The 25,015-nt window shown below is 60.0% G+C and carries 22 protein-coding genes and 1 pseudogene; 8 read left to right on the plus strand and 15 right to left on the minus strand.

Going from position 1 to position 25,015, the window contains the following annotated elements:
• Positions 1-9: 9 nt before the first annotated feature.
• From rplQ to bfr, 3 genes are all read left to right on the plus strand, one after another.
• A complete protein-coding gene (gene rplQ, locus BLL42_RS17230) occupies positions 10-396 on the plus strand; it encodes a 50S ribosomal protein L17 (protein ID WP_007896790.1) in 387 nt (128 codons plus the stop codon).
• A 240-nt stretch (positions 397-636) separates the two neighbouring features.
• Positions 637-2,085: a catalase gene (locus BLL42_RS17235; RefSeq protein ID WP_071553152.1), complete on the plus strand. Its 1,449-nt coding sequence runs from the start codon at positions 637-639 to the stop codon at positions 2,083-2,085.
• Positions 2,086-2,240: 155 nt separating this feature from the next.
• Positions 2,241-2,705 (plus strand): bacterioferritin, encoded by a 465-nt coding sequence (bfr, locus tag BLL42_RS17240; protein ID WP_071553153.1) that lies wholly within the window; start codon positions 2,241-2,243, stop codon positions 2,703-2,705.
• Positions 2,706-2,851: 146 nt separating this feature from the next.
• On the opposite strand, the gene uvrA is transcribed toward bfr, so the two are convergent.
• Complete coding sequence (gene uvrA, locus BLL42_RS17245; protein WP_071553154.1) at positions 2,852-5,686, minus strand: excinuclease ABC subunit UvrA; 2,835 nt, start codon at positions 5,684-5,686, stop codon at positions 2,852-2,854.
• A 191-nt stretch (positions 5,687-5,877) separates the two neighbouring features.
• Here uvrA and BLL42_RS17250 point away from each other — a divergent pair, with 191 nt between their 5' ends.
• Together BLL42_RS17250 and BLL42_RS17255 are read left to right on the plus strand one after the other, a co-directional pair.
• Complete coding sequence (locus tag BLL42_RS17250) at positions 5,878-7,275, plus strand: MFS transporter (protein ID WP_071553155.1); 1,398 nt, start codon at positions 5,878-5,880, stop codon at positions 7,273-7,275.
• 9 nt (positions 7,276-7,284) lie between these two features.
• Positions 7,285-7,803 carry a single-stranded DNA-binding protein gene (locus tag BLL42_RS17255; protein WP_071553156.1) on the plus strand — a complete coding sequence of 173 codons (519 nt, stop codon included), beginning with the start codon at positions 7,285-7,287 and terminating at the stop codon, positions 7,801-7,803.
• 90 nt (positions 7,804-7,893) lie between these two features.
• Here BLL42_RS17255 and BLL42_RS17260 read toward each other — a convergent pair whose 3' ends face one another.
• The 9 genes and pseudogenes from BLL42_RS17260 to BLL42_RS17300 all read right to left on the minus strand — a co-directional run bounded on the left by BLL42_RS17260 (position 7,894) and on the right by BLL42_RS17300 (position 13,945).
• On the minus strand, positions 7,894-9,051 hold the full coding sequence (locus BLL42_RS17260) for a glutathionylspermidine synthase family protein (protein ID WP_071553157.1): 1,158 nt from the start codon (positions 9,049-9,051) through the stop codon (positions 7,894-7,896).
• A 12-nt stretch (positions 9,052-9,063) separates the two neighbouring features.
• The gene (locus BLL42_RS17265; RefSeq protein ID WP_071553158.1) at positions 9,064-9,792 is read right to left on the minus strand and encodes a DUF1190 domain-containing protein; all 729 of its coding nucleotides are present in this window, start codon (positions 9,790-9,792) and stop codon (positions 9,064-9,066) included.
• Positions 9,793-9,811: 19 nt separating this feature from the next.
• Positions 9,812-10,240: a DUF350 domain-containing protein gene (locus BLL42_RS17270; protein WP_071553159.1), complete on the minus strand. Its 429-nt coding sequence runs from the start codon at positions 10,238-10,240 to the stop codon at positions 9,812-9,814.
• Between the two features lie 13 nt (positions 10,241-10,253).
• A complete protein-coding gene (locus BLL42_RS17275) occupies positions 10,254-10,904 on the minus strand; it encodes a DUF2491 family protein (protein WP_071553160.1) in 651 nt (216 codons plus the stop codon).
• Positions 10,891-11,028 (minus strand): annotated as a pseudogene (locus BLL42_RS29715) (potassium channel protein); the annotation flags it as partial. The pseudogene BLL42_RS29715 and the gene BLL42_RS17275, both read right to left, overlap by 14 nt.
• A 166-nt stretch (positions 11,029-11,194) precedes the next feature.
• Complete coding sequence (locus BLL42_RS17285; RefSeq protein ID WP_071553162.1) at positions 11,195-11,758, minus strand: rhomboid family intramembrane serine protease; 564 nt, start codon at positions 11,756-11,758, stop codon at positions 11,195-11,197.
• A gap of 69 nt (positions 11,759-11,827) precedes the next feature.
• Positions 11,828-12,529, minus strand: coding sequence for a PspA/IM30 family protein (locus tag BLL42_RS17290; protein ID WP_071553163.1), 702 nt, complete (start codon positions 12,527-12,529; stop codon positions 11,828-11,830).
• 18 nt (positions 12,530-12,547) lie between these two features.
• Positions 12,548-13,225, minus strand: coding sequence for a YjfI family protein (locus BLL42_RS17295; protein ID WP_071553164.1), 678 nt, complete (start codon positions 13,223-13,225; stop codon positions 12,548-12,550).
• Positions 13,226-13,390: 165 nt separating this feature from the next.
• The gene (locus BLL42_RS17300) at positions 13,391-13,945 is read right to left on the minus strand and encodes a cysteine hydrolase family protein (protein ID WP_071553165.1); all 555 of its coding nucleotides are present in this window, start codon (positions 13,943-13,945) and stop codon (positions 13,391-13,393) included.
• A 98-nt stretch (positions 13,946-14,043) separates the two neighbouring features.
• Between BLL42_RS17300 and BLL42_RS17305 the strand changes: the two genes are divergently transcribed.
• Positions 14,044-15,036 carry a GlxA family transcriptional regulator gene (locus BLL42_RS17305; protein ID WP_071553166.1) on the plus strand — a complete coding sequence of 331 codons (993 nt, stop codon included), beginning with the start codon at positions 14,044-14,046 and terminating at the stop codon, positions 15,034-15,036.
• Positions 15,037-15,122: 86 nt separating this feature from the next.
• On the opposite strand, the gene BLL42_RS17310 is transcribed toward BLL42_RS17305, so the two are convergent.
• A complete protein-coding gene (locus tag BLL42_RS17310) occupies positions 15,123-19,451 on the minus strand; it encodes a DEAD/DEAH box helicase (protein ID WP_071553167.1) in 4,329 nt (1,442 codons plus the stop codon).
• Between the two features lie 203 nt (positions 19,452-19,654).
• Between BLL42_RS17310 and BLL42_RS17315 the strand changes: the two genes are divergently transcribed.
• Both BLL42_RS17315 and pgnE read left to right on the plus strand, forming a co-directional pair.
• Positions 19,655-20,539, plus strand: a complete 885-nt coding sequence (locus BLL42_RS17315) for a sugar nucleotide-binding protein (protein ID WP_071553168.1) — start codon at positions 19,655-19,657, stop codon at positions 20,537-20,539.
• Complete coding sequence (gene pgnE / locus BLL42_RS17320) at positions 20,532-21,461, plus strand: UDP-N-acetylglucosamine epimerase PgnE (RefSeq protein ID WP_071553169.1); 930 nt, start codon at positions 20,532-20,534, stop codon at positions 21,459-21,461. Before BLL42_RS17315 ends, pgnE begins: the two co-directional genes overlap by 8 nt.
• Before the next feature lie 59 nt (positions 21,462-21,520).
• On the opposite strand, the gene BLL42_RS17325 is transcribed toward pgnE, so the two are convergent.
• The 4 genes from BLL42_RS17325 to BLL42_RS17340 all read right to left on the minus strand — a co-directional run bounded on the left by BLL42_RS17325 (position 21,521) and on the right by BLL42_RS17340 (position 24,931).
• Positions 21,521-22,219 (minus strand): OmpW/AlkL family protein, encoded by a 699-nt coding sequence (locus BLL42_RS17325; RefSeq protein ID WP_071553170.1) that lies wholly within the window; start codon positions 22,217-22,219, stop codon positions 21,521-21,523.
• A gap of 204 nt (positions 22,220-22,423) precedes the next feature.
• Complete coding sequence (locus tag BLL42_RS17330) at positions 22,424-22,942, minus strand: DUF3299 domain-containing protein (protein ID WP_071553171.1); 519 nt, start codon at positions 22,940-22,942, stop codon at positions 22,424-22,426.
• Between the two features lie 11 nt (positions 22,943-22,953).
• Positions 22,954-24,219 (minus strand): ABC transporter permease, encoded by a 1,266-nt coding sequence (locus BLL42_RS17335; protein WP_071553172.1) that lies wholly within the window; start codon positions 24,217-24,219, stop codon positions 22,954-22,956.
• A 1-nt stretch (position 24,220) separates the two neighbouring features.
• A complete protein-coding gene (locus BLL42_RS17340) occupies positions 24,221-24,931 on the minus strand; it encodes an ABC transporter ATP-binding protein (RefSeq protein WP_071553173.1) in 711 nt (236 codons plus the stop codon).
• Between the last annotated feature and the right edge of the window lie 84 nt (positions 24,932-25,015).

Below are 25,015 nucleotides of genomic sequence, written 5' to 3' on the forward strand. Positions count from 1 at the left end.
GAATGAACCATGCGTCATCGTAAAAGTGGTCGTCACCTGAGCCGCACCAGCTCGCACCGCAAGGCCATGTTTCAAAACATGGCGGTGTCGCTGTTCGAGCACGAGCTGATCAAAACTACACTGCCAAAAGCTAAAGAACTGCGTCGCGTTGCTGAGCCGCTGATCACTTTGGCCAAGACAGACAGCCTGGCTAACCGCCGTCTGGCTTTCGACCGTACTCGTTCGAAAGCTATCGTTGGTAAGCTCTTCAACGACCTGGGCAAGCGTTATGCTACCCGTGAGGGTGGCTACCTGCGCATCCTCAAGTGCGGTTTCCGCACTGGTGACAACGCGCCTATGGCGTACGTTGAGTTGGTTGATCGTCCAGTTGGCGGTGAAGCTGTATCCGCTGAGTAAGACGTCAGTCTGAAACGAAAAACCGGGCCTAGTGCCCGGTTTTTTGTGCCTGTAGGAAACGCGCTGTTTATACAAGCTTCCCTGTGGTTCATGCCGTCATTATGCGAACGGGATTATTGGTAGTATTTTTCTATTGATATCTACAAATTAATGAATTTGAAGATGTCATGACCGATGGTCAATACTCCCTCCCAAGCCGATTAGCCGGCAGTTCCAAAACTGACAGAGGAAGAAGATCGCATGAGCCAAAACAAAACGCTTACGACCGCCAGTGGCGCTCCTGTCGCCGACAACCAGAATTCCCGTTCCGCCGGCCCTCGTGGCCCACTGCTGCTCGACGACTTTCACCTGATCGAGAAGCTTGCCCACTTCAACCGTGAAAACATCCCGGAGCGCCGCGTACACGCCAAAGGCTCGGGTGCTTACGGTACGTTCACCGTTACCCGCGACATTACCCAATACACCAGTGCCAAGCTGTTTGAGTCGGTTGGCAAGCAAACCCCGACGTTCCTGCGTTTCTCCACCGTGGGTGGAGAGCGCGGTTCAGCAGATACCGAACGCGACCCGCGTGGATTTGCGCTGAAGTTCTACACCGAGGAAGGTAACTGGGACATTGTTGGCAACAACACGCCTGTGTTCTTCATCCGTGATCCGTTGAAATTTCCGGACTTTATCCACACCCAAAAACGTTTGCCGCAAAGCAACCTGAAAAGCGCGCAGATGATGTGGGACTTCTGGTCGCATTCGCCTGAGGCGCTGCACCAGGTCACCATTCTGTTCTCAGATCGCGGCATCCCTGACGGCTACCGTCACATGCACGGCTTTGGCAGCCATACCTATAGCCTGATCAACGCCAAAGGCGAGCGTCACTGGGTGAAATGGCACTACAAAACCAGGCAGGGCATCAAGAACCTGGCGCCGGCCGAGGCCGCACGCCTGGCTGGTACTGATCCCGATTACGCTCAGCGCGACCTGTTCGGTGCGATCGAGCGCGGTGACTTCCCGAAATGGCGTGTGTGCATTCAGATCATGACCGAGGCCCAGGCCGCGGGGCATTACGAGAATCCGTTCGATGTGACCAAAACCTGGTCGCAGAAAGAGTTCCCGTTGATCGAAGTCGGTGAGCTTGAGCTCAATCGCAACCCGCAGAACTACTTCGCTGAAGTCGAGCAGGCGGCGTTTGGTCCAAGCAACATGGTGCCAGGTGTGGGCCTGTCACCGGATCGTATGCTGCAAGGTCGGGTGTTTGCTTACGCCGATGCTCACCGCTACCGTGTTGGTACCAATCACCAGCAATTGCCGGTGAATGCGCCGCGCAGCCCGGTCAACAGCTATCAGCGTGACGGCTCCATGGCGTTTGGCAGCAACGGTGGCGGTTCGCCGAACTACGAGCCAAACAGCTACGCCGATGCGCCGAAACAGGCTCCACAATACGCAGAGCCAGCGCTGGCTCTGAGCGGCGCGGCCGATCGTTACGATCACCGTGAAGACACTGATTACTACAGCCACGCCGGTGCCTTGTTCCGTTTGATGAGCGATGAGCAGAAAACCCTGCTGATCAACAACATTGCCGGTGCAATGTCGGGCGTTTCCAGCGATGTGGTTCAGCGTCAACTGCAGCACTTCTACAAAGCGGATACCGCTTACGGAGAAGGTATCGCAAAGGCCTTGGGTGTACAGCTTAACTAAGTCTAAACGATAAGCAGAACCGCCCTCATTTGGGCGGTTTTTGCGTTATTTAAGCCGCTTTTCTCAGAGTATCTTCGCTTTTATCGCGCTATTCGAGTGACCAATCGGTCGGCTTGGTTCAAACTACAGCCTTTCAAGCAGGGAGATGTAGGGCAATGCAAGGTCACCCGGACGTAATCGATTACCTCAACACGTTGCTCACGGGCGAACTGGCAGCACGTGATCAATACTTCGTCCATTCGCGGATGTATGAGGACTGGGGTTTTACCGAGCTCTACGAGCGCATCAATCACGAAATGGAAGAAGAGACCCAGCACGCCGATGCATTGATGCGTCGGATCCTGATGCTTGAAGGCACGCCCCGTATGCGTCCAGACGATCTGGACGTCGGCACCACAGTGCCTGAGATGTTCGCTGCCGACTTGCGCCTGGAATATAAAGTCCGTGCCGCGCTCTGCAAGGGCATCGAGCTCTGCGAGCTGCACAAGGATTACGTCAGTCGCGAGATCCTGCGAGTTCAATTGGCTGACACCGAAGAAGATCACACGTACTGGCTGGAGAAGCAGCTGGGTCTGATCAAGCTGGTCGGCCTGGAAAACTACCTGCAATCGCAGTTCTGATCTTTAGACCGCCAAGATCGCAGCCTTCGGCAGCTCCTACATGCATACACCTGTAGGAGCTGCCGAAGGCTGTGATCTTTTACGGTCAACACAGGAAAAAGCCCCGGTCACTGATGAAGTGACAGGGGCTTTTTCGTGCGCCGATGTTAAGCCCGATCGCGCTCCAGCAGCGGCTTGAGGTAGTAGCCTGTATGAGACTGCTTCATCTCGGCCACTTCCTCCGGTGTACCCACGGCAATGATCTGCCCGCCTTTGGAGCCGCCTTCCGGCCCAAGGTCCACCAGCCAGTCAGCGGTCTTGATCACGTCCAGGTTGTGTTCGATCACCACGACAGTGTTGCCGTGATCGCGCAGACGGTGGAGTACATCAAGCAGTTGCTGGATATCCGCGAAGTGCAGGCCGGTGGTCGGCTCATCGAGGATGTACAGGGTTTTGCCGGTATCGCGCTTGGAAAGCTCGCGGGACAGCTTGACCCGTTGCGCCTCACCGCCCGACAGGGTGGTCGCTGATTGCCCCAGCTTGATGTACGACAGGCCTACATCCATCAACGTTTGAAGCTTGCGCGCCAGCGCCGGAACGGCATCGAAGAACACTCGGGCTTCTTCGATGGTCATTTCCAGCGTTTCGTGGATGCTCTTGCCCTTGTACTTGATCTCCAGGGTTTCGCGGTTGTAGCGCTTGCTCTTGCAGGCGTCGCACGGAACGTAGATGTCCGGCAGGAAGTGCATTTCCACCTTGATCAGGCCATCGCCCTGACAGGCCTCGCAGCGTCCGCCCTTCACGTTGAAGGAGAAGCGCCCGGGACCGTAGCCACGCGAACGGGATTCCGGCACACCGGCAAATAATTCACGAATCGGTGTGAACAGCCCGGTGTAGGTCGCCGGGTTGGAGCGTGGCGTACGGCCGATCGGGCTTTGGTCGATGTCGACGACTTTGTCCAGATGCTCAAGACCCTTGATGCTGTCGTGGGCTGCGGCTTCCAGGGTCGTCGCGCCATTCAGTGCTGTGGCGCTGAGCGGGAACAGGGTATTGTTGATCAGCGTTGACTTGCCCGAACCGGACACGCCGGTCACGCAGGTCAGCAAGCCAATCGGAATGTCCAGATCGACATTCCGCAAGTTGTTGCCCCGAGCGCCCTTGAGCGATAGCGAGAGCTTCTTGTTGCGCGGCGTGCGTTTGGCCGGAACTTCGATCTTCACCCGGCCCGACAGATATTTGCCGGTCAGCGAGTCAGGGTGCGCCATCACTTCTGCCGGGGTGCCTTCGGCGACAATGTGACCGCCGTGTACGCCAGCACCCGGGCCGATGTCCACGACATAGTCGGCCAGACGAATCGCATCTTCGTCGTGCTCGACCACGATCACCGTGTTGCCGATATCGCGCAGATGCTTGAGCGTCCCAAGCAGTCGATCGTTATCGCGCTGGTGCAAGCCAATCGACGGCTCATCGAGAATGTACAACACGCCCACCAGGCCGGCGCCGATCTGGCTGGCCAGACGAATACGTTGTGCTTCACCGCCAGACAGCGTGTCGGCACTGCGGTCCAGCGACAGGTAATCGAGGCCGACGTTGACCAGGAACTGCAAGCGCTCGCGGATTTCCTTGAGAATCTTGTCGGCAATTTCGCCGCGTCGACCGGTCAGTTTCAGTGTGCCGAAGTAATCGGACGCATCGCCAATCGGCAGGTTGGTCACTGCCGGCAGTGTCTTCTCGCCGACCCACACATGCCGCGCTTCACGACGTAGGCGAGTGCCACGGCAATCCGGACAAGGCTGGGTGCTGAGGAACTTGGCCAGCTCTTCTCGTACCGAAGCGGACTCGGTTTCGCGGTAGCGACGGTCCAGGTTCGGCACGATGCCTTCGAAAGGGTGCGAGCGTTTGACGATGTCACCACGGTCGTTCAGGTACTTGAAGTCGACGTTCTGCGTGCCGCTGCCATGCAGGATGACCTTTTGCTGATCGGCCGGCAGTTGATTGAACGGCACTTCCAGGCTGAAACCGTAATGCGAGGCCAGTGAGCCGAGCATCTGGAAGTAATAGACGTTGCGTCTGTCCCAGCCGCGAATCGCGCCCTCGGCCAGGGTCAGTTCGCCATTGACCAGGCGCTTGATGTCGAAGAACTGTTTAACCCCCAAGCCGTCGCAGGTCGGACAGGCGCCGGCCGGGTTGTTGAAGGAGAACAGCTTGGGTTCCAGTTCGCTGATCGCATGGCCGCAGATCGGGCAGGCGAAGCGTGCGGAGAAGATCATTTCTTCCCCCGGCTCGTCGTCCATCGGCGCGACCAGGGCTATCCCGTCTGCCAGCTTCAGCGCGGTCTCGAACGACTCGGCCAGCCTTTGTTGCAGATCGGCGCGGACCTTGAAGCGGTCGACCACGACATCGATCGAGTGCTTTTTCTGTTTATCCAGCTTCGGCAACTCGTCCAGTTCGAAGAGCTTGCCGTTGACCCGAGCCCGGACAAAGCCCTGGGCGCGCAGTTCTTCGAAGACCGAAAGGTGTTCGCCCTTGCGCTCGCGGATCACCGGCGCCAGCAGCATCAACTTGCTGCCTTCGGGTTCGGCGAGCACCAGGTCGACCATCTGGCTGACGGTCTGCGCTTCCAGCGGAATATCGTGATCCGGACAGCGCGGAATACCCACGCGAGCGTAGAGCAAGCGCAGGTAGTCGTAGATTTCGGTGATGGTGCCGACTGTCGAGCGCGGGTTGTGCGAGGTCGATTTCTGTTCGATGGAGATGGCTGGCGACAGGCCTTCGATGGTGTCGACGTCAGGTTTTTCCATCATCGACAGGAACTGCCGGGCGTAGGCCGACAGCGACTCGACATAGCGTCGCTGGCCCTCGGCGTACAGCGTGTCGAATGCCAGGGAAGACTTGCCGGACCCGGACAAACCGGTGATGACGATCAGTTTGTCCCGTGGCAGGGTCAGGTCGATGTTCTTCAGGTTGTGGGTTCGAGCCCCACGAATCAGGATCTTGTCCAAGGTGGCCTCGCTTGGCGGGCGTCGAAAACGTAGGAGTATACGGCCAAACACTGGATGGATGCACACTATCAAATCGTGGTCTCGTCGCCTTACATGAAGACTGTGTCAGCCGTGCGCGTCAAAGCGTCGCCCTATACCCCGTCAACCGATGGGACTGGTAGAATCGCCGCCGGTTCACATGAGGTTATTCCATGCACGATCCCCACAGCGAACGCATGAGTGGTGGCGAGACCCGCGCAGCAAGCGGTCTGGCCCTGGTGTTCGCTTTCCGTATGCTTGGCATGTTTATGGTGTTGCCGGTGTTGGCGACCTATGGAATGGATCTCGCAGGAGCGACCCCGGCTCTGATCGGTCTGGCGATTGGCGCTTACGGTCTGACTCAGGCGATTTTTCAGATTCCGTTCGGGATCATTTCCGACCGTATCGGTCGTCGTCCGGTGATCTACCTGGGGCTGATCGTCTTCGCCCTCGGCAGCGTTTTGGCCGCCAATGCCGATTCGATCTGGGGCGTGATCGCCGGACGAATCCTGCAAGGCGCCGGGGCGATTTCCGCCGCGGTCATGGCCTTGCTGTCGGACCTGACCCGCGAACAGCATCGGACCAAGGCCATGGCCATGATCGGCATGACCATCGGTCTGTCGTTTGCTGTCGCCATGGTGGTCGGGCCATTGCTGACCCGTGCCTTCGGTCTGTCCGGGTTGTTCCTCGCCACTGGCGGCATGGCGCTGTTTGGCATCGTGATCGTGATGTTCATGGTGCCGCACGCCACCGGTCCGTTGCAGCACCGCGAATCCGGCGTTGCCCGTCAGGCGCTGATCCCGACGCTCAAGCATCCGGATCTGCTCCGTCTGGACCTGGGTATTTTTGTGTTACACGCGATGTTGATGTCGAGCTTCGTTGCGTTGCCGCTGGCGCTGGTCGAGAAAGCCGGGCTGCCCAAGGAGCAGCACTGGTGGGTGTACCTGACCGCGCTGCTGATTTCGTTCTTTGCCATGATCCCGTTCATTATCTACGGCGAGAAGAAACGCAAAATGAAACGAGTTTTACTCGGTGCAGTCAGTACGCTGATGCTCACTGAGCTATTCTTCTGGCAGTTCGGCGACAGCTTGCGGGCTTTGGTGATTGGTACAGTGGTGTTCTTCACCGCGTTCAATCTGCTGGAAGCTTCGTTGCCGTCGCTGATCAGCAAGGTTTCACCGGCAGGCGGCAAGGGCACGGCGATGGGGGTTTATTCCACCAGCCAGTTCCTCGGTTCGGCACTGGGCGGGATCATGGGTGGCTGGCTGTTCCAGCATGGCGGTCTGTCGGTTGTGTTCCTTGGGTGCGCAGGACTGGCTGCCCTCTGGTTGGCCTTTGCTGTTACCATGCGTGAACCTCCCTATGTGACGAGCCTGCGCTTGCCGTTATCGCCTGAAGCGATCCGCGAAGCTGGTCTGGTCGAGCGCCTGCTGGCCGTCGTTGGGGTAACAGATGCAGTGGTGGTTGCTGATGAAGCGGCCATTTACATCAAATTGGACACCGAACTATTGGATCGCACGACCCTCGAGAGCCTGGTCAACAACCCGGCCCCGACAGCGTGCGAAGCCTAGGAGAACGTTATGGCCCGTGGGGTTAACAAAGTCATATTGGTCGGCACTTGCGGCCAGGATCCCGAAGTTCGCTACTTGCCTAACGGTAACGCCGTGACCAACCTGAGTCTGGCGACCAGCGAACAATGGACCGACAAGCAAACCGGCCAGAAAGTCGAAAAGACCGAATGGCACCGTGTATCGATGTTCGGCAAGGTTGCGGAAATCGCCGGCGAATACCTGCGTAAAGGTTCGCAGGTCTACATCGAAGGCAAGCTGCAAACCCGCGAGTGGGAAAAAGACGGTATCAAGCGTTACACCACTGAAATCGTGGTCGACATGCAAGGCACCATGCAGTTGCTGGGCGGCCGTCCACAGGGCGACCAACAAGGCCAGGGCGGCATGTCCAACTCGGCGCCGCGTCCGCAGCAGTCCCGTCCACAGCCATCGCAGCAGCCGCAGCGTGAGTCGCGTCCAGCGCCACAACAGCAGGCCGCTCCGCAACCGGCTCCGGATTTCGACAGCTTTGATGACGATATTCCGTTCTAGATCATCAGATCTGTCGGATGTAGAAAAAAGGCCCGTAGCTAACGCTGCGGGCCTTTTTCTTTGGGCGCTTTCCGGGGGGTGGGAAGTTGTTCAGTCGAGTATCAGGTGCGGCAGGAAGCGACTTGAGTCTTTGGTGATCAAGCTGTTGTCCTCGCGCACGCCGATTCCGGCAGCCTGGTCGCCGATTACCCAGGAGCCGATCAGCGTATAGCTGTCGCCGAATTGCGGCAGAGGGGCGAACTCCTGAAGGATGAACGGCGCGTCGGTGTACGGCCCGTCTTCCTTCACGACCAGACCATCCGGGGTGTGCAGTTCGATGTTGGCGCCTTCGCGGGAGAAGAACGGTTTGCGCACCCAGCCTTTAGGCACCGTTCTGGTGGGCTCGGTGTCGAGGTGGGTGGCGAGCAGGTTCGGGTGCCCTTTGTTGAGCTCCCACAACAGGGGGAGGATGCCTTTGTTCGAGATGATCGATTTCCAGGCAGGCTCGAAAAACTGCGTGTCACTCTGGGCGATGGCTTCACCAAACGGCTCGTGGAAAATGAATTCCCAGGCGTGCAGTTTGAACAGGTGAGGAATCCAGCGTTCTTCGAGATCGACGAAGCGTCCTTCACTGTTGAGGCCGATGTCTTCGATATCGATATGGCGTGACTCGATCCCGACTTTTTCCGCGATAAGGCGCAAGTAGTCGGTGGTGCCCTTGTCTTCGACGGAGGCTTTCATCGAGGCGAAGTAGAAAGGTTGTTTGATCTGCAATTGCGCAAAGGCCTGGTGCAGCTTGGTGTCGATGCTGTTGAACTGGTCGGCATGGCTGGGCAGTAAGCCGCGCTCGATGCATTGTTCCAGCCAGCCCCACTGAAACGCCGACGCCTCGTACAGGCTGGTGGGCGTGTCGTAGTTGAGTTCCAGCAATTTGGCGGGGCCGTTGCCGTTGTAGGAGAAGTCCAGGCGACCGTACAGGTGCGGATGGCCTTCGCGCCATGAAGTGCGAATCATGTCGAAGAAGGGGGGCGGAATGCTCAGGCGTTCCAGCAGTTCTTCGCTCTGTACCACCCGGTCGACCAGATCCATGCACATTTCATGGATCTCGGTGGTGGGATCTTCGAGATCATTCTCGATCTGCTTGAGCGTGAATTGGTAATACGCGCTCTCGTCCCAGTAGGGTTCGTCGTCGATGGTGTGAAACATAAAGCCGAGGTTTTCGGCGGTCTGCTTCCAGTCGTGACGTTCCTGGCAGAGGATTTTCTTCATGGCGCTGGCTCCTTAACTGCTCGATCCACCGAAACTGCTCGATCCGCCCCAGCCGCTGCGTGCGCTGGCCTGGCTACCAAAGCCGCCTCGGGAAGTGGACGACGCTACCGAGATTGGCTTGGTGCTGCTCGACTTGAACGTAGAGCTGTTGTAGCCCTTGCCATATTTCGCCTGGTCCGATTTGGTGAAGCTCGAGCCCGTGGCGATGCGCTGGCTGAGCGTCGACGATGAGAAGTCACCGCGTGAATCACGGTAGCGGTAAACCGGTTCGGAGTTGTAGCTGCCGCGGTTGCTGCTCAGCATGTTGCTGATGAGCATGCCGGCGAGAAGACCGTTTACGACTCCCCCTGAACCGCCTGAGCTCACTTCGGAGGCCGGCAGTTGTGCTCTGGCGGTGTCCAGTTGGGTCTGCGTGATCTGGCCGTTGGCTGCCAACTCGAAGCCGCCGAGCTTTGGAATGAACTTGCCGGTGGAGTCCTGTTGGCACCAGTCGGCGACAAAGTCGGCGTCGCAATCGGCCTGGCTGTCGTACAGCGGTGCGAGACGACGGTGTTCGGCGATGGCGCTCATGTAGGCATCGGAGCAGACATTCACCGGAAACTTTTGATCCACGCACTGCTGCACGGATTGAAAGTTGAATTTTTGATTCACTGCGTAGGTTTTTTCAGTCGGCCCGCAACCTGATATTGCGATGGCGACCGATGCTGCCAGGGACAGTTGAACGTACTTGCTTCGTTTCATCATTGCCTCCGTGGCGCGATCAGTTCTGTGAGGGGGTCATGCACGCGGCATTGAGCAGGCCAACGCTGATGGCGACGGCGGCGACGTAGATGGCTGCAGCGATTTCGCCGTTACGGATGCGTTCGGAGGTACCTTTGAGCACCAGGTTGGTCATCAGGAACGCCAGCAGTTGCACCGCTGCGGCAATCAGCGCCCACACCGCGAAGTCCAGCAGGTTGACCGAGTAGGCAATCACATTGCTCGCCGGGATCGCGAAGCCGATGATGGCGCCGGACAGGGCGATGGCGGCCGCGGTGTTGCCGGAGCGAATCAGTTCGAACTCTCTGTGCGGCGTGATGCGGGTGTAGATGAACTGGAAAATCGCGAACAGCAGGGCGGCACCGATGATGTACGAAACAAATCCCAGGACGGCGGCTTTGTTCAGCGAGACGGAAAGTGCTTCTAGCATTGGCTGTTCCTTTTTAAAGAGTATTGAGGTCGGTGGTGTACAGCGAGATGCCCAGTGAGGTGCTCAAGCTGATGCTGCCTTCGGCGTCTTCTTCCACCGAGAACAGCAGAAATTCGCGGCGGTCGGTCAGGCCGGTCTCGCGGGCGTAGAGCATCGAACGATGTTCCACGACGTAGGACTGATCCGGATTGCTGACCTGCTCAGTGAAAGTCACCAGTTCGGTCTGCCCGGCCTCGGTGCCCCATTCGCGGGTGTATTCGACGCCGTCATGGGTGTAGGTCGGCAGGCCGATCAGGCTGTCCGGCCCCGCGAGCCTGCGCAACTCGGCTTCGCTGTTGAGGGTGACGTAGCTTTGGTAGTTGAACAGGATCACCGACTCGACCTGGCCGGCGATGGCGCCGGTGGTGTGAACCTGCAGCCAGAAGTCTTCGTCGTCCATGTAGTAGCGCGAAAGCCAGGTCGACTGGCCGAGGTCAACAGTGCCGACGCTCCAGATCTGCTGGGTGCCGGGAATGACGACGCTGGTTTTTTCGTCGAGCAACAGTTTAAGGGTGGTGTCGAATATCAACGCTTTTCCCTGGCCGAGCCCGAGAGGTCCGGCAACCGGCGCACGGTCAGTGGGTGTCGGAGCCTCAAGGCCCATCAACTGTTTAAACCATCCCATTGGTGATTTCCTTCAGGCGGGTGGAGGCGATATAGACGCGTTCGCCGCCCTGGGCGCAGATGGCGCCGGGCGGGTTGATTGAAGGCTGTTGTGAGCCCTTGGCGCGGTAGCCGATGAGGCGCGCCAGCTCGCCCAGGCGGGCGATGGCAAGGCGGGCCCATCCAGGCGTGTGGAAGAGCGACGCTGCGTACACGCGTAACAAGAGGAAAATCGACATTCGTCCCTGGCTCCCTGGGGCTGACGCGTCCTTAACGAAGTAACACGCCGCCGACCTTTCTGGTGCAGCGTGTTTATCGGGCTGCATTAGACCTGCTGCGTGGCGCAGAGAGAAGTAGCCCGGCTGCAATAAATCCGGCGAATGCGCCGCCAATGTGCCCTTCAACTGAAACGCCCGGGCGCGGAATAAAGCCGAAAATCAGACCTCCGTAGAGGAGGGCGACAGTCCCGGCGATCAGCACGTTGCTCCAGCTGCGGTGGAACCAGGCGCGTCCCAGAAGGTACGCCCAGAGACCAAAGACCCAGGCGCTGGCGCCCACATGAACGCCATTGAAACCGAACAGCCAGACCAGCGAGCCGCCGAGCAGAATGATGATTGCGCTGACCACCGCAAAGCGTTTGAAACCCTCGGCGATCACCAGGGTTCCCAGCACCAGGAACGGCACCAGGTTGGCGATCAGGTGGGCTGTGGATACGTGCAGAAACGGTGAAACCACAATCCCGACGAGGCCGTGGGCGGTTCGGGGTGCCAGGCCGAACATCGTCAGGCTGTAGCCTGTCAGCATGTTCAGCAGGTGGATCGCGACCATCAACAGAGTCAGACCTGCGATGATCTTGAAGCCGGTTACCCTGTCCATCCTTGTCCTCTAGTCGACAAAAAGAAGGGCACGTCGGTGCCCTTGCTTTTGAGTGCTTGCGTAAGTCGCTTACTCGGCCGATTGCTTTTTCAGACGGTCCAGAATCGCGTTTGCGCTGCCCTGGTCCGGGGTGATGCCGGCTTCGCGCAGCTTGCGCTCCAGGTCGTTACCGGTGGACGCGTCTGCCAGTTCGTCACTCGCTTCCAGCTCGGCGGCCCGTTGCTCCTGCTTGGCTTGCAGGCGATTCAAGGTGCTGACCGCGGTTTCCAGCTTGCCGTTGGCGCCGCCGCTGGCGATGGAAGCGCTGACCTGTGCTTTCTGTACGCTTTCACGGGCCTTGGCCATGTCCACTTGCTGGCGCAGGCTCTTGATGCGGGCTTCGGCCTTGGTGATGTCCTTGCGCATTTTGTCGGCGTAGGCGCCGAACTCGGCGGATTGCTTCTGTTCGCCATCGAGTTCGTTGGTCAGGGTCGAAATGGCTTCGGCCACTTCCAGTGCCAGGTCTTCACGGTTGGCCTGGATTGCGGCCATGGCCTTGGACTCCAGATCCTTGATCTTGGCGTTGTACTGAGCCACGCGCTCGACCGAGAGTTTGTGCTTGGCCATGATGGTGACCAGTTCGCGCTTGGCGTTTGCCAGGGCGTTGTCGGCGTCGCGGATTTCCTGATCGAGGATGCGCAGGGCCTGTTGGTCGGCGATGGCTTCGCCGACTTCGCTGGCGCCGCCGCGCAGTGCGGTGAACAACTTGCTCCAGATCGATTGGTTTTGCATGCGTCGTACTCCCGAAAATTAGTTGAAGAAGCTTTCGAAGGCTTCGCTGGCGCGCTGAACGTTGTCGACCAGGGTTTTGATTTCGGTCACGACGTTGGTCAGGCTGGACTCGGAGCTGAGTGCGCCGAACATGTTGTAGACGGTCTGCCCGTTGGGCATGGTTTCGATGCCGATCGACGACAGGGGGAACATTTCCCGGCTGCGCAGCACGGCATCGTTGAAGCGCTGCACATCCTTGATGGATTCAAGATCGACCAGCACGGTGTCGACGATGATTTGCTCGCCGACGACGGCGATGTAAATCGGCAGCCCGCCAAATTCGTTCATTTCAAGCTTGATGCTTTGCTCGGAGCCTTGAATCAGCGTCGGGGTGATTTCCTTTGATGCCACCTCATCGAGGGCCTGCAGGGCGCTGAAGAGGCGATCGATATTCCAGTTGTTACCTGCGCTCATGTAATCCTCCAACATGAATGAACCAGCCAGGATCGGCTGGCGTAGCTGTTTCTCCATTTGCTTGAGCAGGCTCCGGTTTTCGGGAAGCACCCAAGTTTCATGTTTCACATAGCCGGCGGCGCTAAGGCCTCCACGCATCTGCTTCATGTAGAAGCTCGATGGTTTTTTTGTGGAGGGTTTCGAGCGCTCTCCCTGGCTGCTCGCGGATTCGGTGTCTGACGCTGATGGAGAGCGACGTTTCATAGCAGTGACTCCGCTTTTTTTTGCATCACGCGTGAGAACACTACAGATAAATTCAGGCGCCCTCAACAACTCACGCGTGAGATTTTTATCGTACTGATTTTCATCACAAAAAAAGGCCCGCGGCGTATCAGCGCTGCAGGCCTTTGGGTTTTGATGGGGTCAGATTCAGTGACTGGCCGCCAGGAAATCGTCGGTGGACACCACCGTAGCGTAGGCAAAACCCAGGGCCGACATGAAGGCGGCATGTACCTGGGCGGCCGGAACCACAAGGCCGTTGAACTCCAGGTCATGAGTGGCGCAGGCGTCGTGGATCACCGTGACGCTGTAGCCAAAGTCGGCTGCGGCTCGAGTGACGCCGTCGATGCACATGTGGCTCATGCTGCCGACGATCACCAGATTTTTGATGCCATGGTGGTCGAGGATCGACTGTAGTTCGGTTTCGCGGAAGGCGTTGACGAAGTGTTTGAGCAGCACCGGCTCATGACTGCGGTTGACGACTTTGGGGTGCAGTTGCGCGCCCTCCGAGCCCGGCGTGAAAAACGGCGCGGCGTCAGAGGTGAATTCGTGGCGGATATGCACCACCTGGTCGCCGGCATCACGGAAGGCCTGGATCATCCGCGCGGCGTTGTCGGCCGCCGCGTCGGCGCCGACCAGCGGCCATTTGCCCTGGGGGAAGTAGTCATTCTGGATATCGACTACGATAAGTGCTTGCTTGGCCATGGGTGTTGCCTCGGGTGGGTTGGTGTGGAACGAAGTATTGGGTTTCGCCGGCCGTTCGAGGATTGGCCACACCGACAATAGAAGGGGGAAAACTGACAATGGGCATAGAACGCGCAGTCGCCGAATTGGGCGTGCTGATCTATCCCGGCGCGCAGATGGCGGCGGTGCATGGTTTGACGGATCTGTTCGGTGTCGCGAATCGCATCGCCGCCGAGCACCAGAGCGCGCAGCTGCCATTGTTGCGGGTCAGCCACTGGCAGGCTGATGCCGAGCATGCGCCCAAACGCATTTACGACAGTCATCCTGCTCCCGACGGCGCACTGATAGCGCTGTTGATCCCGCCATCGATTGGCGGTTTTTCCGAAGGCCAGGCACCGCCTGCGCTGATTCGCTGGATTCGCCAGCAACATGCGGCCGGCGCGACCCTCGGTGGGGTGTGCGTGGGCTCGATTCTGTTGGCCGAAAGTGGTTTGCTCGACGGTCGCAGCGCCACCACTCACTGGACCTCGGCGAAAAAATTCGCCGAGCGTTACCCGAAGATCACGCTCAACGCCGACAAGCCCATCGTCGACGATGGCGACCTGATCACCACTGCGGGGTTGATGGCCTGGTCGGAGCTGGGTTTGCGCCTGGTCGACCGTTTGCTGGGTCCGAGCATCGCCACCAGTACCGCACGTTTTCTGGTGATCGAGCACAGCGACAGTGCGAGCGAATGCGGCAGCAACTTCGCACCGATTCTGGGTCATGGCGATGCAGCAATCCTCAAGGTTCAGCATTGGCTGCAAGCCAACGGGGCGGTGGAGGTGTCACTGAGCGTGATGTCTCAGCAGGCGGGGCTGGAGGAGCGGACATTCCTGCGGCGCTTTCGAGCCGCGACCGGTTTGAAACCGACCGAGTACTGCCAGCATCTGCGGGTCGGCAAGGCCCGGGAGATGCTCGAGTTTACCAACGGCACCATCGACCATATTGCCTGGAGTGTCGGCTACTCGGACCCGAGTGCGTTTCGCGTTACATTCAAGAAAATCACCGGCCTGACGCCGAGCGATTATCGTGCGCGGTTTGGGGTGACGGCACCCGCGCGGACTTTGTAGTAGCTGCCGAAGGCTGCGATCTTGACGGTATGCAGGACGCCGGCGGGAGTCGTTCAAGATCAAAAGATCGCAGGCTCCGCCAGCTCCTACACGGTCGCTGGAGTGAGGCGGTACTGGGTCAATTTCTTGTGCAGATCGGCGCTGGCTTGTTGGTCCAGTTCCAGCCAGTAATGCTGCGTACCGGCGATTTCGGCAGCGGCCGGCAGGCCATCGCGGTACACCAACCGGTTGCTGGCGAGGGCGGGGACTTTGTGGCCCGGCAGCAGGGTGCCGGCGAGGTTCAGCGGGTCGACACCGCAGACGCCAATCAGGCTGCCGTCATGCGGGCGGCGGCGCACTTCGCGCAGCAGCGGAATCGCTTCGGGCAAGGCGAATTGCTCGCCCGCCAGACCACTGACAAAGCGTCCGCCGCGAATCTCTCCGCGTGCCTCCAGTCGATGAAAGGTGCGCAGCAGTTCGCGCCAACTCGGCAGCCAGTCGGCCTCGCGTTCCAGCAAACGCCAGAACACCACACCATAGCGCCTGAGCAAGGTCAGGGCGATGTGTTCGAGGGTTTCGCTCGAGGTGCCACGGTTACCCACAACCGCTGGTGGCGTTTGACGTCGCAACAAGGCCCAACGTCCGGCATCGTCCATTCCGCCGACAAACGCACCGCGTCCACGTCGGCTGCTGCGCGCCTGGCGTTTGCTGGCGGGCGTAATCAATGCGCGCAGGCCGGCGAAGCTGTCGGCGTTGACCCGTCCGGCGCCGACCAGTTCCTGCAAGGCGATCTCCAGTTCACTGCGCAGCAGATGGGTTTCGTGCAGCAGCTCATCGAAAAACAGCGCGCCCTGTTGGCTCAACGCTTGATGAACTTTCCGGGTTTTTGGCGACAGTTCACTGACTTCTGGTGGCTCGGTCAGGCTGCTCCAGAGCACCAGTTGCGCCCGTGGCAACAACACGATCGGCGTACTGCGCAGCGCCACGCTACTGGCCTTGTTGCGGGTGGTCAGCCGGGTCCAGACCAGCTTGCCGCTGCGGCACAACTCATCCAGCCACGTCGACGAATAGCCCTTGAATCGCGCCGGCAGAATATCGCTGTCCCAGGCAGACGCGGCCGCCGGGTAGCCTTCGAACTGACTGACAATCGCCGGCAACATCGCGCTGCCCTGGCCTTGCGTTACCGGTGACAGATGCTGCCAGTCAAACAGAAAACGCATGAAATCCTGCAACGCCACGGGCTCGATTTCCCGCCGCAGGCGTTTGACCGTGTAGCGATGAATGCGCGCCAGCAAATGCCGCTCGCACCATTCTTCCTGTGTGGCTGCTGGACTGAAACGCCCGCGTAACACGTAGCCTTCGCGCTCCAGTTGCGCCAGGGCTTGAGTGACGTGAGCCGTCGAAAGTCCCAGCGGTTGAGCGATCATATGAATCGGCAGCGGACCAAATGCACTGAGACGCGCGCGGATCAGCTCGACCAGCGCCTCATCGACGTCCCAGGGTTCGTCGAAACCCGGCAAGGCCTGCAACGGCGGCTGCAACGCGGCCTGTGGATAGATCGCTTGCAGGCAGGTCAGGCGCTCCAGCGCCAGCCATAGCGTTTGCTCTGTATTGATCTGCAAACGGCTGGCGCGCCCCCCATCAGCCAGGGTTTGCAGCCAGTGCAGCCACTGCGGATTGGCCTGCGCTTCGGTGTCGCTGATGGCGGCCAGGCTCATCAGCGCTTCATGCATTTCATCGGCGTTGGTCGGCAGTGGCCAAGCCTCTTCGCGCACCGATTGAATGGCCTCGGCATCCAGCGCGCCGAGGTCATCGGTCGTTTGCGGGTCGCTCCAGCGCCGGTTGAGCACCGCCTGTGTGCGGCGTTCTTCCAGCGGCGCATCGTCGAGAAAGGTGTAGGGCCGAGCGCTGAGGATTTCCGCTGCCAGCGGCGAGGGCGCCGGCAAGTCGCGGCTGATCAACCGCACCTCACCGCGTTCCATTCGCTGCAACAGGGCCAGCCAGCCATCGCAGTCCATCGCTTCGTGCAGACAATCGTCGAGGGTTTGTTCGACCAGCGGGTGATCGGGAATTTCGCGCTCGCCGGCGAGGTTTTCCAGGCAGGCGATCTGGTCGGGAAACACGCTGGCGATCAGGTCTTCGCTTTTCATCCGCTGGATCTGCGGCGGCACTTTGCGTCCGCCGCTGTAACGCGGCAACGCCAGGGCAACACCGGCGTTCCAGCGCCAGCGCACACCGAACAGCGGGGCGTCGAGTACGGCCTGAGTCAGGATCTGTTCGGCGCTGTTGCTGTGCAAATAACGCCAGACCTCGTCCAACTCGAAACTGTGGCTGGTGGACAGCGACAGCACGATCGCGTCTTCGCTGGCGGCCGCCTGCAATTCGAAGTTGAAGGTGCGGCAAAAGCGCTTGCGCAGGGCCAGGCCCCAGGCGCGGTTGATGCGGCTACCGAACGGCGTGTGAATGATCAGTTGGGTGCCGCCGGACTCGTCGAAAAACCGCTCCATCAGCAGCGTGTCCTGAGATGGCAGGGCGCCGAGCGTCAGCCGGGCGCGGGCGAGGTATTCCACCAATTGTTCGGCGCTGGCGAGGTTCAGGCCAAGGGTCTCGGTCAGCCAGTCGAGGCTTGGCTGCGTATCGCCGGGTGTAGCACTCAGTAGCGCATCGAGTTGTGCGTGCAGGCGCGCCACGGCGAACGACAGTTCGGCACTGCGCCCCGGTGCTTCGCCGAGCCAGAAGGGGATGGTCGGCGGCTGGCCTTGGGCATCTTCGACGCGAATCTTGCCGGTTTCGACCCGCTGGATCCGGTACGAAGTGTTACCCAACTGAAAGACATCGCCGGCAATGCTTTCCACCGCGAAGTCTTCGTTGACGCTGCCGATGTTCAGCCCTTGTGGTTCCAGCAAAACGCTGTAATCGGCATTGTCCGGAATCGTCCCGCCGCTGGTCACCGCCGTCAGCTTGGCGCCGCGTCGCCCGCGCAATGTGCGAGTGACCGCGTCGCGGTGCAGGTAGGCGCTGCGGATCCCCTGGCGACCGTTATAGCCTTCGGCGAGCATCTGTAGCAGCGCTTGATAGTGCGTGTCGTCGAGTTCGGCGTAGGGCGATGCGCGACGCAGTGTTTCGAGCAGTGCCTGTTCCTGCCATTCCTGGCAACTGACCTCGGCGATGATCTGCTGCGCCAATACGTCCAGCGGCGCGACAGGAATCAGCAAGGTATCGAGTTCGCCCCGGCGCACGCAGTCGAGCAGGGCGGCGCATTCGATCAGGTCGTCGCGGGTGGTGGCGAACAGACGGCCCTTGGGTGTGCCGCCGACCTGGTGTCCGGAGCGTCCGACCCGTTGCAGAAACCCGGCTATCGAACGCGGCGAGGCAATCTGGCAGACCAGATCGACGTCGCCGATGTCGATGCCCAGTTCCAGCGACGCGGTGGCGATCAGCACTTGCAAATCGCCACGCTTGAGCCGCTGTTCGGCATCGAGGCGAAACTCCTTGGCCAGGCTGCCATGGTGAGAGGCGACCGCGTCTTTGCCCAGACGCTCACTGAGATGACGGCTCAAACGCTCGGCCAAACGTCGGGTGTTGACGAAAATCAGGGTGGTCCGGTGTTCGCGCGCCAGCGTGGCGATACGGTCGTAGACCAGCTCCCAGACATCGTTGGCCATCACCGCCGACAACGGCACCGGCGGCACTTCGATGCCCAGATCCCGTGGGCGGGCGTGGCCGATATCGACGATCTCGCAGGGGCGGTCGGTGCCCACCAGAAAACGCGAAACCGCTTCGATGGGTTTTTGCGTGGCGGACAGGCCGATGCGCATCAGCGGCTCGCGACATAAGGCCTGCAAGCGCTCGAGGCTCAGGGCCAAATGGCTGCCGCGTTTGCTGCCGGCGATGGCGTGGATTTCGTCGACAATCACTGTGCGGGTGCTGGCGAGCATGCGCCGGCCAGAGTCGGAACCGAGCAGCACGTACAGCGATTCAGGGGTGGTCACCAGAATGTGCGGCGCGCTTTTGCGCATCGCTGAACGGTCCTTTTGCGGGGTATCGCCCGTGCGTACGGCGGTGTTGATCGGTAATTCGGGGAAGCCCAATCGCTGCAGTTGTTCGGTGATACCGGCCAGCGGGTTTTGCAGGTTGATCTGAATGTCGTTGGACAGCGCTTTGAGAGGCGAGACGTAAACCACCAGGGTTTCGTCGGGCAGCGCGCCACCCAGGGCCAGGCCTTGCTGGACCAGGTCATCGATGACTGCAAGAAACGCCGTGAGGGTTTTGCCGGAGCCAGTAGGTGCGGCGACCAGTGTCGAGCGGCGCTGGCGGATCAACGGCCACGCGCCGGCTTGAGCGGCGGTGACCGCTGGGAAGGTGTTGTTGAACCAGGCGCTGACGGCAGGGTGAAAGCCGCTCAGGGCGCTGTCGGCGGATTCGGGGAGATTCATGCGGTAATTTATGCGGCTGGGGGGCGCAAGATGCAAGCTCCCTCATCGCAGTGGTCCGCGCCAAACAGGTGGTTCTACACTTTACGGGTGACGTTTGCGCTTTTAACCCGCAAAATGCAACGATTCCGACAACTCTCAACGGCAACGCCTGCGGGCGCTGTCGATAAAATCATCGTTCCAAACAGACTGGGCCTGCTGACTCTATGCGAATGCGCCTTATGTTACTGGGTGGCGGAAATGCCCTTGGGCAGGCGCTGATTCGCCTCGGTGCGGAGGAAGACATCGGCTTCCTCGCCCCCCGTCCACCGCAAGACGGCTGGGACGCCGCGAGCCTGACACAACTGCTCGACGATACGCGCCCCGATGCGCTGATCAATCTCGCCTATTACTTCGACTGGTTTCAGGCGGAGAGTGTGGCCGAGGCGCGCCTGGCCGGGCAGGAACGAGCGGTCGAGCGGCTGGCCGAACTGTGCCAGCATCACAACATTGTCCTGCTGCAGCCTTCCAGCTATCGAGTATTCGATGGCTCGCGGGCGACGGCCTACAGCGAAAAAGATGAGCCTGTGCCGCTGGGCCTGCGTGGCCAGGCCCTGTGGCGTATCGAGCAAAGTGTGCGCGCGACCTGCCCGCAACACGTGATGCTGCGCTTTGGCTGGCTGCTCGATGATAGCGTCGATGGCACCCTCGGACGTTTCCTCGCGCGGGCCGAACTGCCTGAAGAGTTGCTGATGGCCGACGACCGGCGTGGCAACCCGACACCGGTGGACGATGCTGCGCGGGTGATTATTTCAGTGCTCAAGCAACTCGATTGCGCAGCGCCACTGTGGGGCACTTACCACTACGCCGGGCATGAGGCGACCACGCCGCTGGCGCTGGGGCAAGCGATCCTCACGGAGGCCCGCAATCTGCACCCGCTGGCCGTCGAAGCACCGACCGCGCAGGCGCACGCCGCGCGTCCGGATGCCGCCGAAGAACCGCAACACGCGGTACTGGCCTGCAAGAAAATTCTGCACACCTTCGGGATCAAGCCACGCGCTTGGCGCGCGGCGCTCCCGGGCTTACTGGATAGGTTTTATCGTCATGGCTGATGGCCCTGTTTTGATCACTGGCGGTGCGGGCTTCATTGGTTCGCACCTTGCTGACGCGTTGCTCGCCAAGGGCCATTCGGTCCGCATCCTCGACGACCTGTCCACCGGTAAGCGCAGCAACCTGCCGCTGGATAATCCACGGGTCGAATTGATCGAAGGTGACGTGGCCGATGCCAAGCGGGTGGCGCAGGTGATGCTCGGTTGCAGCGCTGTGGCGCATTTGGCCGCCGTGGCGTCGGTTCAGGCGTCGGTGGATGATCCGGTACGCACTCACCAGAGCAATTTCATCGGCACCTTGAATGTCTGCGAAGCGATGCGTCAGGCCGGGGTCAAACGAGTGCTGTTCGCTTCAAGCGCAGCGGTCTACGGCAATAACGGTGAAGGCGAGTCGATCGACGAAGAGACGACCAAGGCACCGCTTACGCCATATGCTTCGGACAAGCTGGCAGGCGAGTTCTACCTCGACTTCTACCGTCGTCAGCACGGTCTGGAACCGGCGATTTTCCGTTTCTTCAATATCTTTGGACCGCGCCAGGATCCCTCATCGCCGTACTCCGGGGTGATTAGCATTTTCAGCGAGCGCGCGCAGAAAGGCCTGCCGATCACCGTGTTCGGTGACGGCGAACAGACCCGTGATTTTGTTTATGTCGAAGACCTGGTTGACCTGCTGGTGCAGGCCATTGAAGCGCCTGCGCTTGAAGTGGGAGCGGTCAATGTCGGCTGGAATCAGGCGACGACTCTCAAGCAAATGCTCCAGGCTTTGGGCGAGGTGGTGGGTGGGTTGCCACCGATCACCTACGCCCCGGCGCGTTCCGGCGACATCCGCCATTCGCGGGCGAACAACCAGCGTCTGTTGCAGCGCTTCACCTTCCCCGAGCAGACGCCGATGAGCGTCGGGCTGGCGCGGTTGTTGGGGCGCTGAGTTTTTCGCAGCCATGAAAAAGGCGCCTTTCGAGGCGCCTTTTTTTGTGCGTGTGTGGTTTAGAACTTGTAACCCAGGCCAACCATGTACACGAACGGGTCCACATCCACGTTGACCCTGGCCCGAGTGCCCGGCGCCACGGCGTCGTTTTCCACGGTCGCACGGGTGTTGATGTCGATGTAGCGTGCCTGGGCGTTGAGCATGATGTTGTCGGTCAACATGTAGTCAGCCCCGACCTGCCAGGCCAGGCCCCAGGAGTTGGTCGTCTTGAAGTTGCTGAAGCCGTTGGCTTGCGCTTCGTTACTGAGCTTTTCGTCGTAGATCCAGGTGTAGTTGATACCGGCGCCCACGTACGGCTGGAATGCAGACTTATTGTCGAGCGGGTAGTAAACCACGCTCAGGGTCGGCGGCAGGTGTTTGAGGGTGCCGAGCTTACCGTTGGCCGCGCCCAGGGAGGTGCCTTTGAGGTTCACGTCATGCTCGAACGGCGAGGCGGCGAGCAGCTCGATGCCGACATTGTTGGTGAGCATGTACGCGAAGTTCAGGCCCAGCTGAGTGTTGCTGTTCATGGTTGCCTTGCCGCCCAGGTCGGCACCCGTCAAGGGGCCGCGATCAACCTTGACGCTGGAACTGCTGGCTGTTGGGTTAACAGTGATTGCACCGGCCCGAACGATGATGTCACCGGCTTCATGGGCTTGGGCGAACGGGGTTGCAAGCGCGAATGCAATGAGGGAAGCGCTAAGCAATGACTTGTGCATGGGAGCTCCAAAGGACGATTCAAATTCTCTATGTCCAATGGTACGAAGCGTCAGGAACAGCAATTTTGACTCAGCTCAATGAAACAGTGATGGCCCCTGAAAGATCGCAGCCTCCGGCAGCTCCTACAGTGGAATGTGTACATCTGTAGGAGCTGCCGGAGGCTGCGATCTTGGCAGTACCAACGATACGAATAACCGTCGGTTTCACTCCGGCAATTCATACACGTAGATTTTGTCCGCATCCATCTGGTAACCGGCATCCGCCAACTCGCTGGTCGACGCTTTGACCTGCAATGCACCTTCAATCCAGTACGGCTGATAGAGCTCGTCGAGCTTCACCCCAACCTGGCTTTTGACGTGGACGATCTGGTTCGAGGGCGGAGGTGGCACATGGATGCATGCGCCGAAATACGGCACCAGCAGAAAATCGGTGGTGCGACCCTCCTCGCTGACTTCCAGCGGCACGATGTAACCCGGCAAGCGGATGTTCTGGCCGTTGAGGCTTTTCACTACCGGTGCATTGGGCATGTCTTGCTTGGCCGCCGGAGCAGACTCGGCGGACAGCGCGCTGCTCATCTGCGACAGGTCGTGCAGCGGCTTCATGTTCGGCACTTCCGCCGGAGCGTCCGGCGGGATCATTTCCGACCAGGTCAGGTCTTTTGGCGCGGCCGCCCACAGGGGCAGGGCGACCAGCATCAACAGCGCAGGCAGAGCGCGGAGCATCTTCAATGTCCTCATAAACGGATCGACAGACCATCGGCCAACGATTGGCGGTAGGCGCGCCAGGCTGGCACGCTGCCCATCAGCAGCGCGGCGATCAGGATGCCACCGAGCAGCGTCCATTCATACTCGCTTGGCCAGGCCAGCGGCAGGTATAACCCGTAGGTCGATTGCACGTAGTCCTGTGCGGCGGCTATGCAGACATACAGCAACGCCAGGCCCGAAACCACCCCGGACAGCGCCAACGCAAAGGCTTCCAGCACCAACAACGTTGCGATGTGCCACGGCCGGGCTCCGACCGAACGCAGAATCGCCATCTCGCGGCGACGTTCGTTGAGGCTGGTGAGAATCGCCGTGAGCATGCCGATCAACCCGGTCAGTACGACGAACAGCGACACCACGAACAGCGCTTTTTCAGCGGTGCCCATCAGGCTCCAGAGCTCCTGCAAGGCTACGCCCGGCAGAATCGCCAGCATCGGCTCGCCACGGAATTCATTGATCTCGCGTTGCACGGCGAAGGTCGAAATCTTGTTTTTGAGGCCGAGCATGAACGCGGTGATGGCTTGCGGCGTGAGGTCCATGTTGCGCGCCTGATCGGCGCTGATACGACCGCTGCCCTGAGCCGGCACGCCGTTGTGCCAATCGATGTGAATCGCCTCCATACCGCCGAGGCTGATGTGCAACGTGCGGTCAACCGGGGTGCCGGTGCGTTTCAGGATGCCGACCACGGTGAACGGCTTGTCGTCGTGCTTGACCAGGCTGATCACCGCCACACCGTGAGCCAGCACCAGTTTGTCGCCGAGTTTGTAATGCAGCGCATCGGCCACTTCGGCACCCAGCACCACTTCGAACGGATCCGTGGCAAACGCCCGGCCGCTGGCCAGTTGCAGGTTTTGCTGATGGCCGTACTGGTAATGCTGGAAGTAGGCATCGGTGGTGCCCATCACTCGATAACCGCGATGTGAGTCACCGAGGGAAATCGGGATCGCCCATTTCACTTTCGGGTTGTTGGCGAAGTGCTCAAAGCTGTCCCAACGGATGTTGTTGGTGGCGTTGCCAATGCGAAACACCGAGTACAGCAGCAAGTTCACCGAACCTGAGCGCGCGCCGACAATCAGGTCGGTGCCGCTGATGGTGCTGGCGAAACTGCTCTTGGCTTCGGTGCGTACCCGTTCCACCGCCAACAGCAGGCAGACCGACAAGGCGATGGCGAACGCGGTAAGGATCGCGGTGAAGCGGCGGTTAGCCAGGCTGGCCATGGCTAGACGAAACAAGTACATTTCAGACCTCGGGCGGCGTGGCGGCGCGATTGAGTTCGGCCAGCGACAGGTGACGATCGAACAGTGGCGCCAGGCTCTGGTCGTGGCTGACGAACAGCAGGCTGGAGCCGGCTTCGCGGCACTCGGCGAACAGCAAACGGATAAATGCCTCACGGGCGTCGTAATCAAGCGCCGAGGTTGGTTCGTCGGCGATCACCAGTTCCGGCTGGCCGATCAGCGCACGGGCAGCGGCGACCCGCTGTTGTTGGCCGATGGACAGTGAGTCGGCACGGCGGCCGAGCATGTTTTCATCCTTGAGCCCCAAGTGCGCGAGTAAGGTCGCAGCCGCCTGATCAATGCTGCCGTGGCGCTGAATCGCGCGGCTGGCACGCAGTTTAGAGAAGTGGCATGGCAGTTCGACGTTCTCACGCACCGAGAGAAACGGCAGCAGGTTGAACTGCTGGAAGATGTAGCCCGTGTGGTCCACCCGAAAATGATCGCGGGCGCCGGCCGAAAGCTCGGTCAGCTCTTGGCCGAGCAGGCGAATGCTCCCGCGATTGGGTTTCTGCACGCCACCGAGCAGGCCGAGCAGGGTGGTTTTGCCACTGCCGCTGGGGCCTTTGAGAAACAGCGTTTCACCGGGCTCCAGACGAAACGCCGGGATATCCAGTAAAGGCGGATGACCGGGCCAGTTGAAGCCCAGGTCTGACAGTTCGATGAGTGCTTGGGTCATAGCGCCAATTTCATGGAGATTGAAGTCCCGTAAAGCTGCCGAAGGCTGCGATCTGTTGACTTTAGAAGATCAAGATCAACAGAT

The organism is Pseudomonas frederiksbergensis, from assembly GCF_001874645.1.
GTDB classification, from domain to species: Bacteria; Pseudomonadota; Gammaproteobacteria; order Pseudomonadales; family Pseudomonadaceae; genus Aquipseudomonas; species Aquipseudomonas frederiksbergensis_B.

What these genes read in the sequence shown, in the direction of transcription:
- BLL42_RS17330 (WP_071553171.1), bottom strand. Translation starts at nt 22,942, where the DNA reads ATGCTCCGCGCTCTGCCTGCGCTGTTGATGCTGGTCGCCCTGCCCCTG.
- BLL42_RS17290 (WP_071553163.1), bottom strand. Translation starts at nt 12,529, where the DNA reads ATGCAAAACCAATCGATCTGGAGCAAGTTGTTCACCGCACTGCGCGGC.
- BLL42_RS17260 (WP_071553157.1), bottom strand. Translation starts at nt 9,051, where the DNA reads ATGAAGAAAATCCTCTGCCAGGAACGTCACGACTGGAAGCAGACCGCC.
- BLL42_RS17300 (WP_071553165.1), bottom strand. Translation starts at nt 13,945, where the DNA reads ATGGCCAAGCAAGCACTTATCGTAGTCGATATCCAGAATGACTACTTC.
- BLL42_RS17265 (WP_071553158.1), bottom strand. Translation starts at nt 9,792, where the DNA reads ATGAAACGAAGCAAGTACGTTCAACTGTCCCTGGCAGCATCGGTCGCC.
- pgnE (WP_071553169.1), top strand. Translation starts at nt 20,532, where the DNA reads ATGGCTGATGGCCCTGTTTTGATCACTGGCGGTGCGGGCTTCATTGGT.
- BLL42_RS17305 (WP_071553166.1), top strand. Translation starts at nt 14,044, where the DNA reads ATGGGCATAGAACGCGCAGTCGCCGAATTGGGCGTGCTGATCTATCCC.
- BLL42_RS17285 (WP_071553162.1), bottom strand. Translation starts at nt 11,758, where the DNA reads ATGGACAGGGTAACCGGCTTCAAGATCATCGCAGGTCTGACTCTGTTG.
- BLL42_RS17325 (WP_071553170.1), bottom strand. Translation starts at nt 22,219, where the DNA reads ATGCACAAGTCATTGCTTAGCGCTTCCCTCATTGCATTCGCGCTTGCA.
- BLL42_RS17335 (WP_071553172.1), bottom strand. Translation starts at nt 24,219, where the DNA reads ATGTACTTGTTTCGTCTAGCCATGGCCAGCCTGGCTAACCGCCGCTTC.
- rplQ (WP_007896790.1), top strand. Translation starts at nt 10, where the DNA reads ATGCGTCATCGTAAAAGTGGTCGTCACCTGAGCCGCACCAGCTCGCAC.
- BLL42_RS17315 (WP_071553168.1), top strand. Translation starts at nt 19,655, where the DNA reads ATGCGAATGCGCCTTATGTTACTGGGTGGCGGAAATGCCCTTGGGCAG.
- BLL42_RS17255 (WP_071553156.1), top strand. Translation starts at nt 7,285, where the DNA reads ATGGCCCGTGGGGTTAACAAAGTCATATTGGTCGGCACTTGCGGCCAG.
- BLL42_RS17340 (WP_071553173.1), bottom strand. Translation starts at nt 24,931, where the DNA reads ATGACCCAAGCACTCATCGAACTGTCAGACCTGGGCTTCAACTGGCCC.
- BLL42_RS17275 (WP_071553160.1), bottom strand. Translation starts at nt 10,904, where the DNA reads ATGGGATGGTTTAAACAGTTGATGGGCCTTGAGGCTCCGACACCCACT.
- BLL42_RS17270 (WP_071553159.1), bottom strand. Translation starts at nt 10,240, where the DNA reads ATGCTAGAAGCACTTTCCGTCTCGCTGAACAAAGCCGCCGTCCTGGGA.
- BLL42_RS17310 (WP_071553167.1), bottom strand. Translation starts at nt 19,451, where the DNA reads ATGAATCTCCCCGAATCCGCCGACAGCGCCCTGAGCGGCTTTCACCCT.
- bfr (WP_071553153.1), top strand. Translation starts at nt 2,241, where the DNA reads ATGCAAGGTCACCCGGACGTAATCGATTACCTCAACACGTTGCTCACG.
- BLL42_RS17235 (WP_071553152.1), top strand. Translation starts at nt 637, where the DNA reads ATGAGCCAAAACAAAACGCTTACGACCGCCAGTGGCGCTCCTGTCGCC.
- BLL42_RS17295 (WP_071553164.1), bottom strand. Translation starts at nt 13,225, where the DNA reads ATGAAACGTCGCTCTCCATCAGCGTCAGACACCGAATCCGCGAGCAGC.
- BLL42_RS17250 (WP_071553155.1), top strand. Translation starts at nt 5,878, where the DNA reads ATGCACGATCCCCACAGCGAACGCATGAGTGGTGGCGAGACCCGCGCA.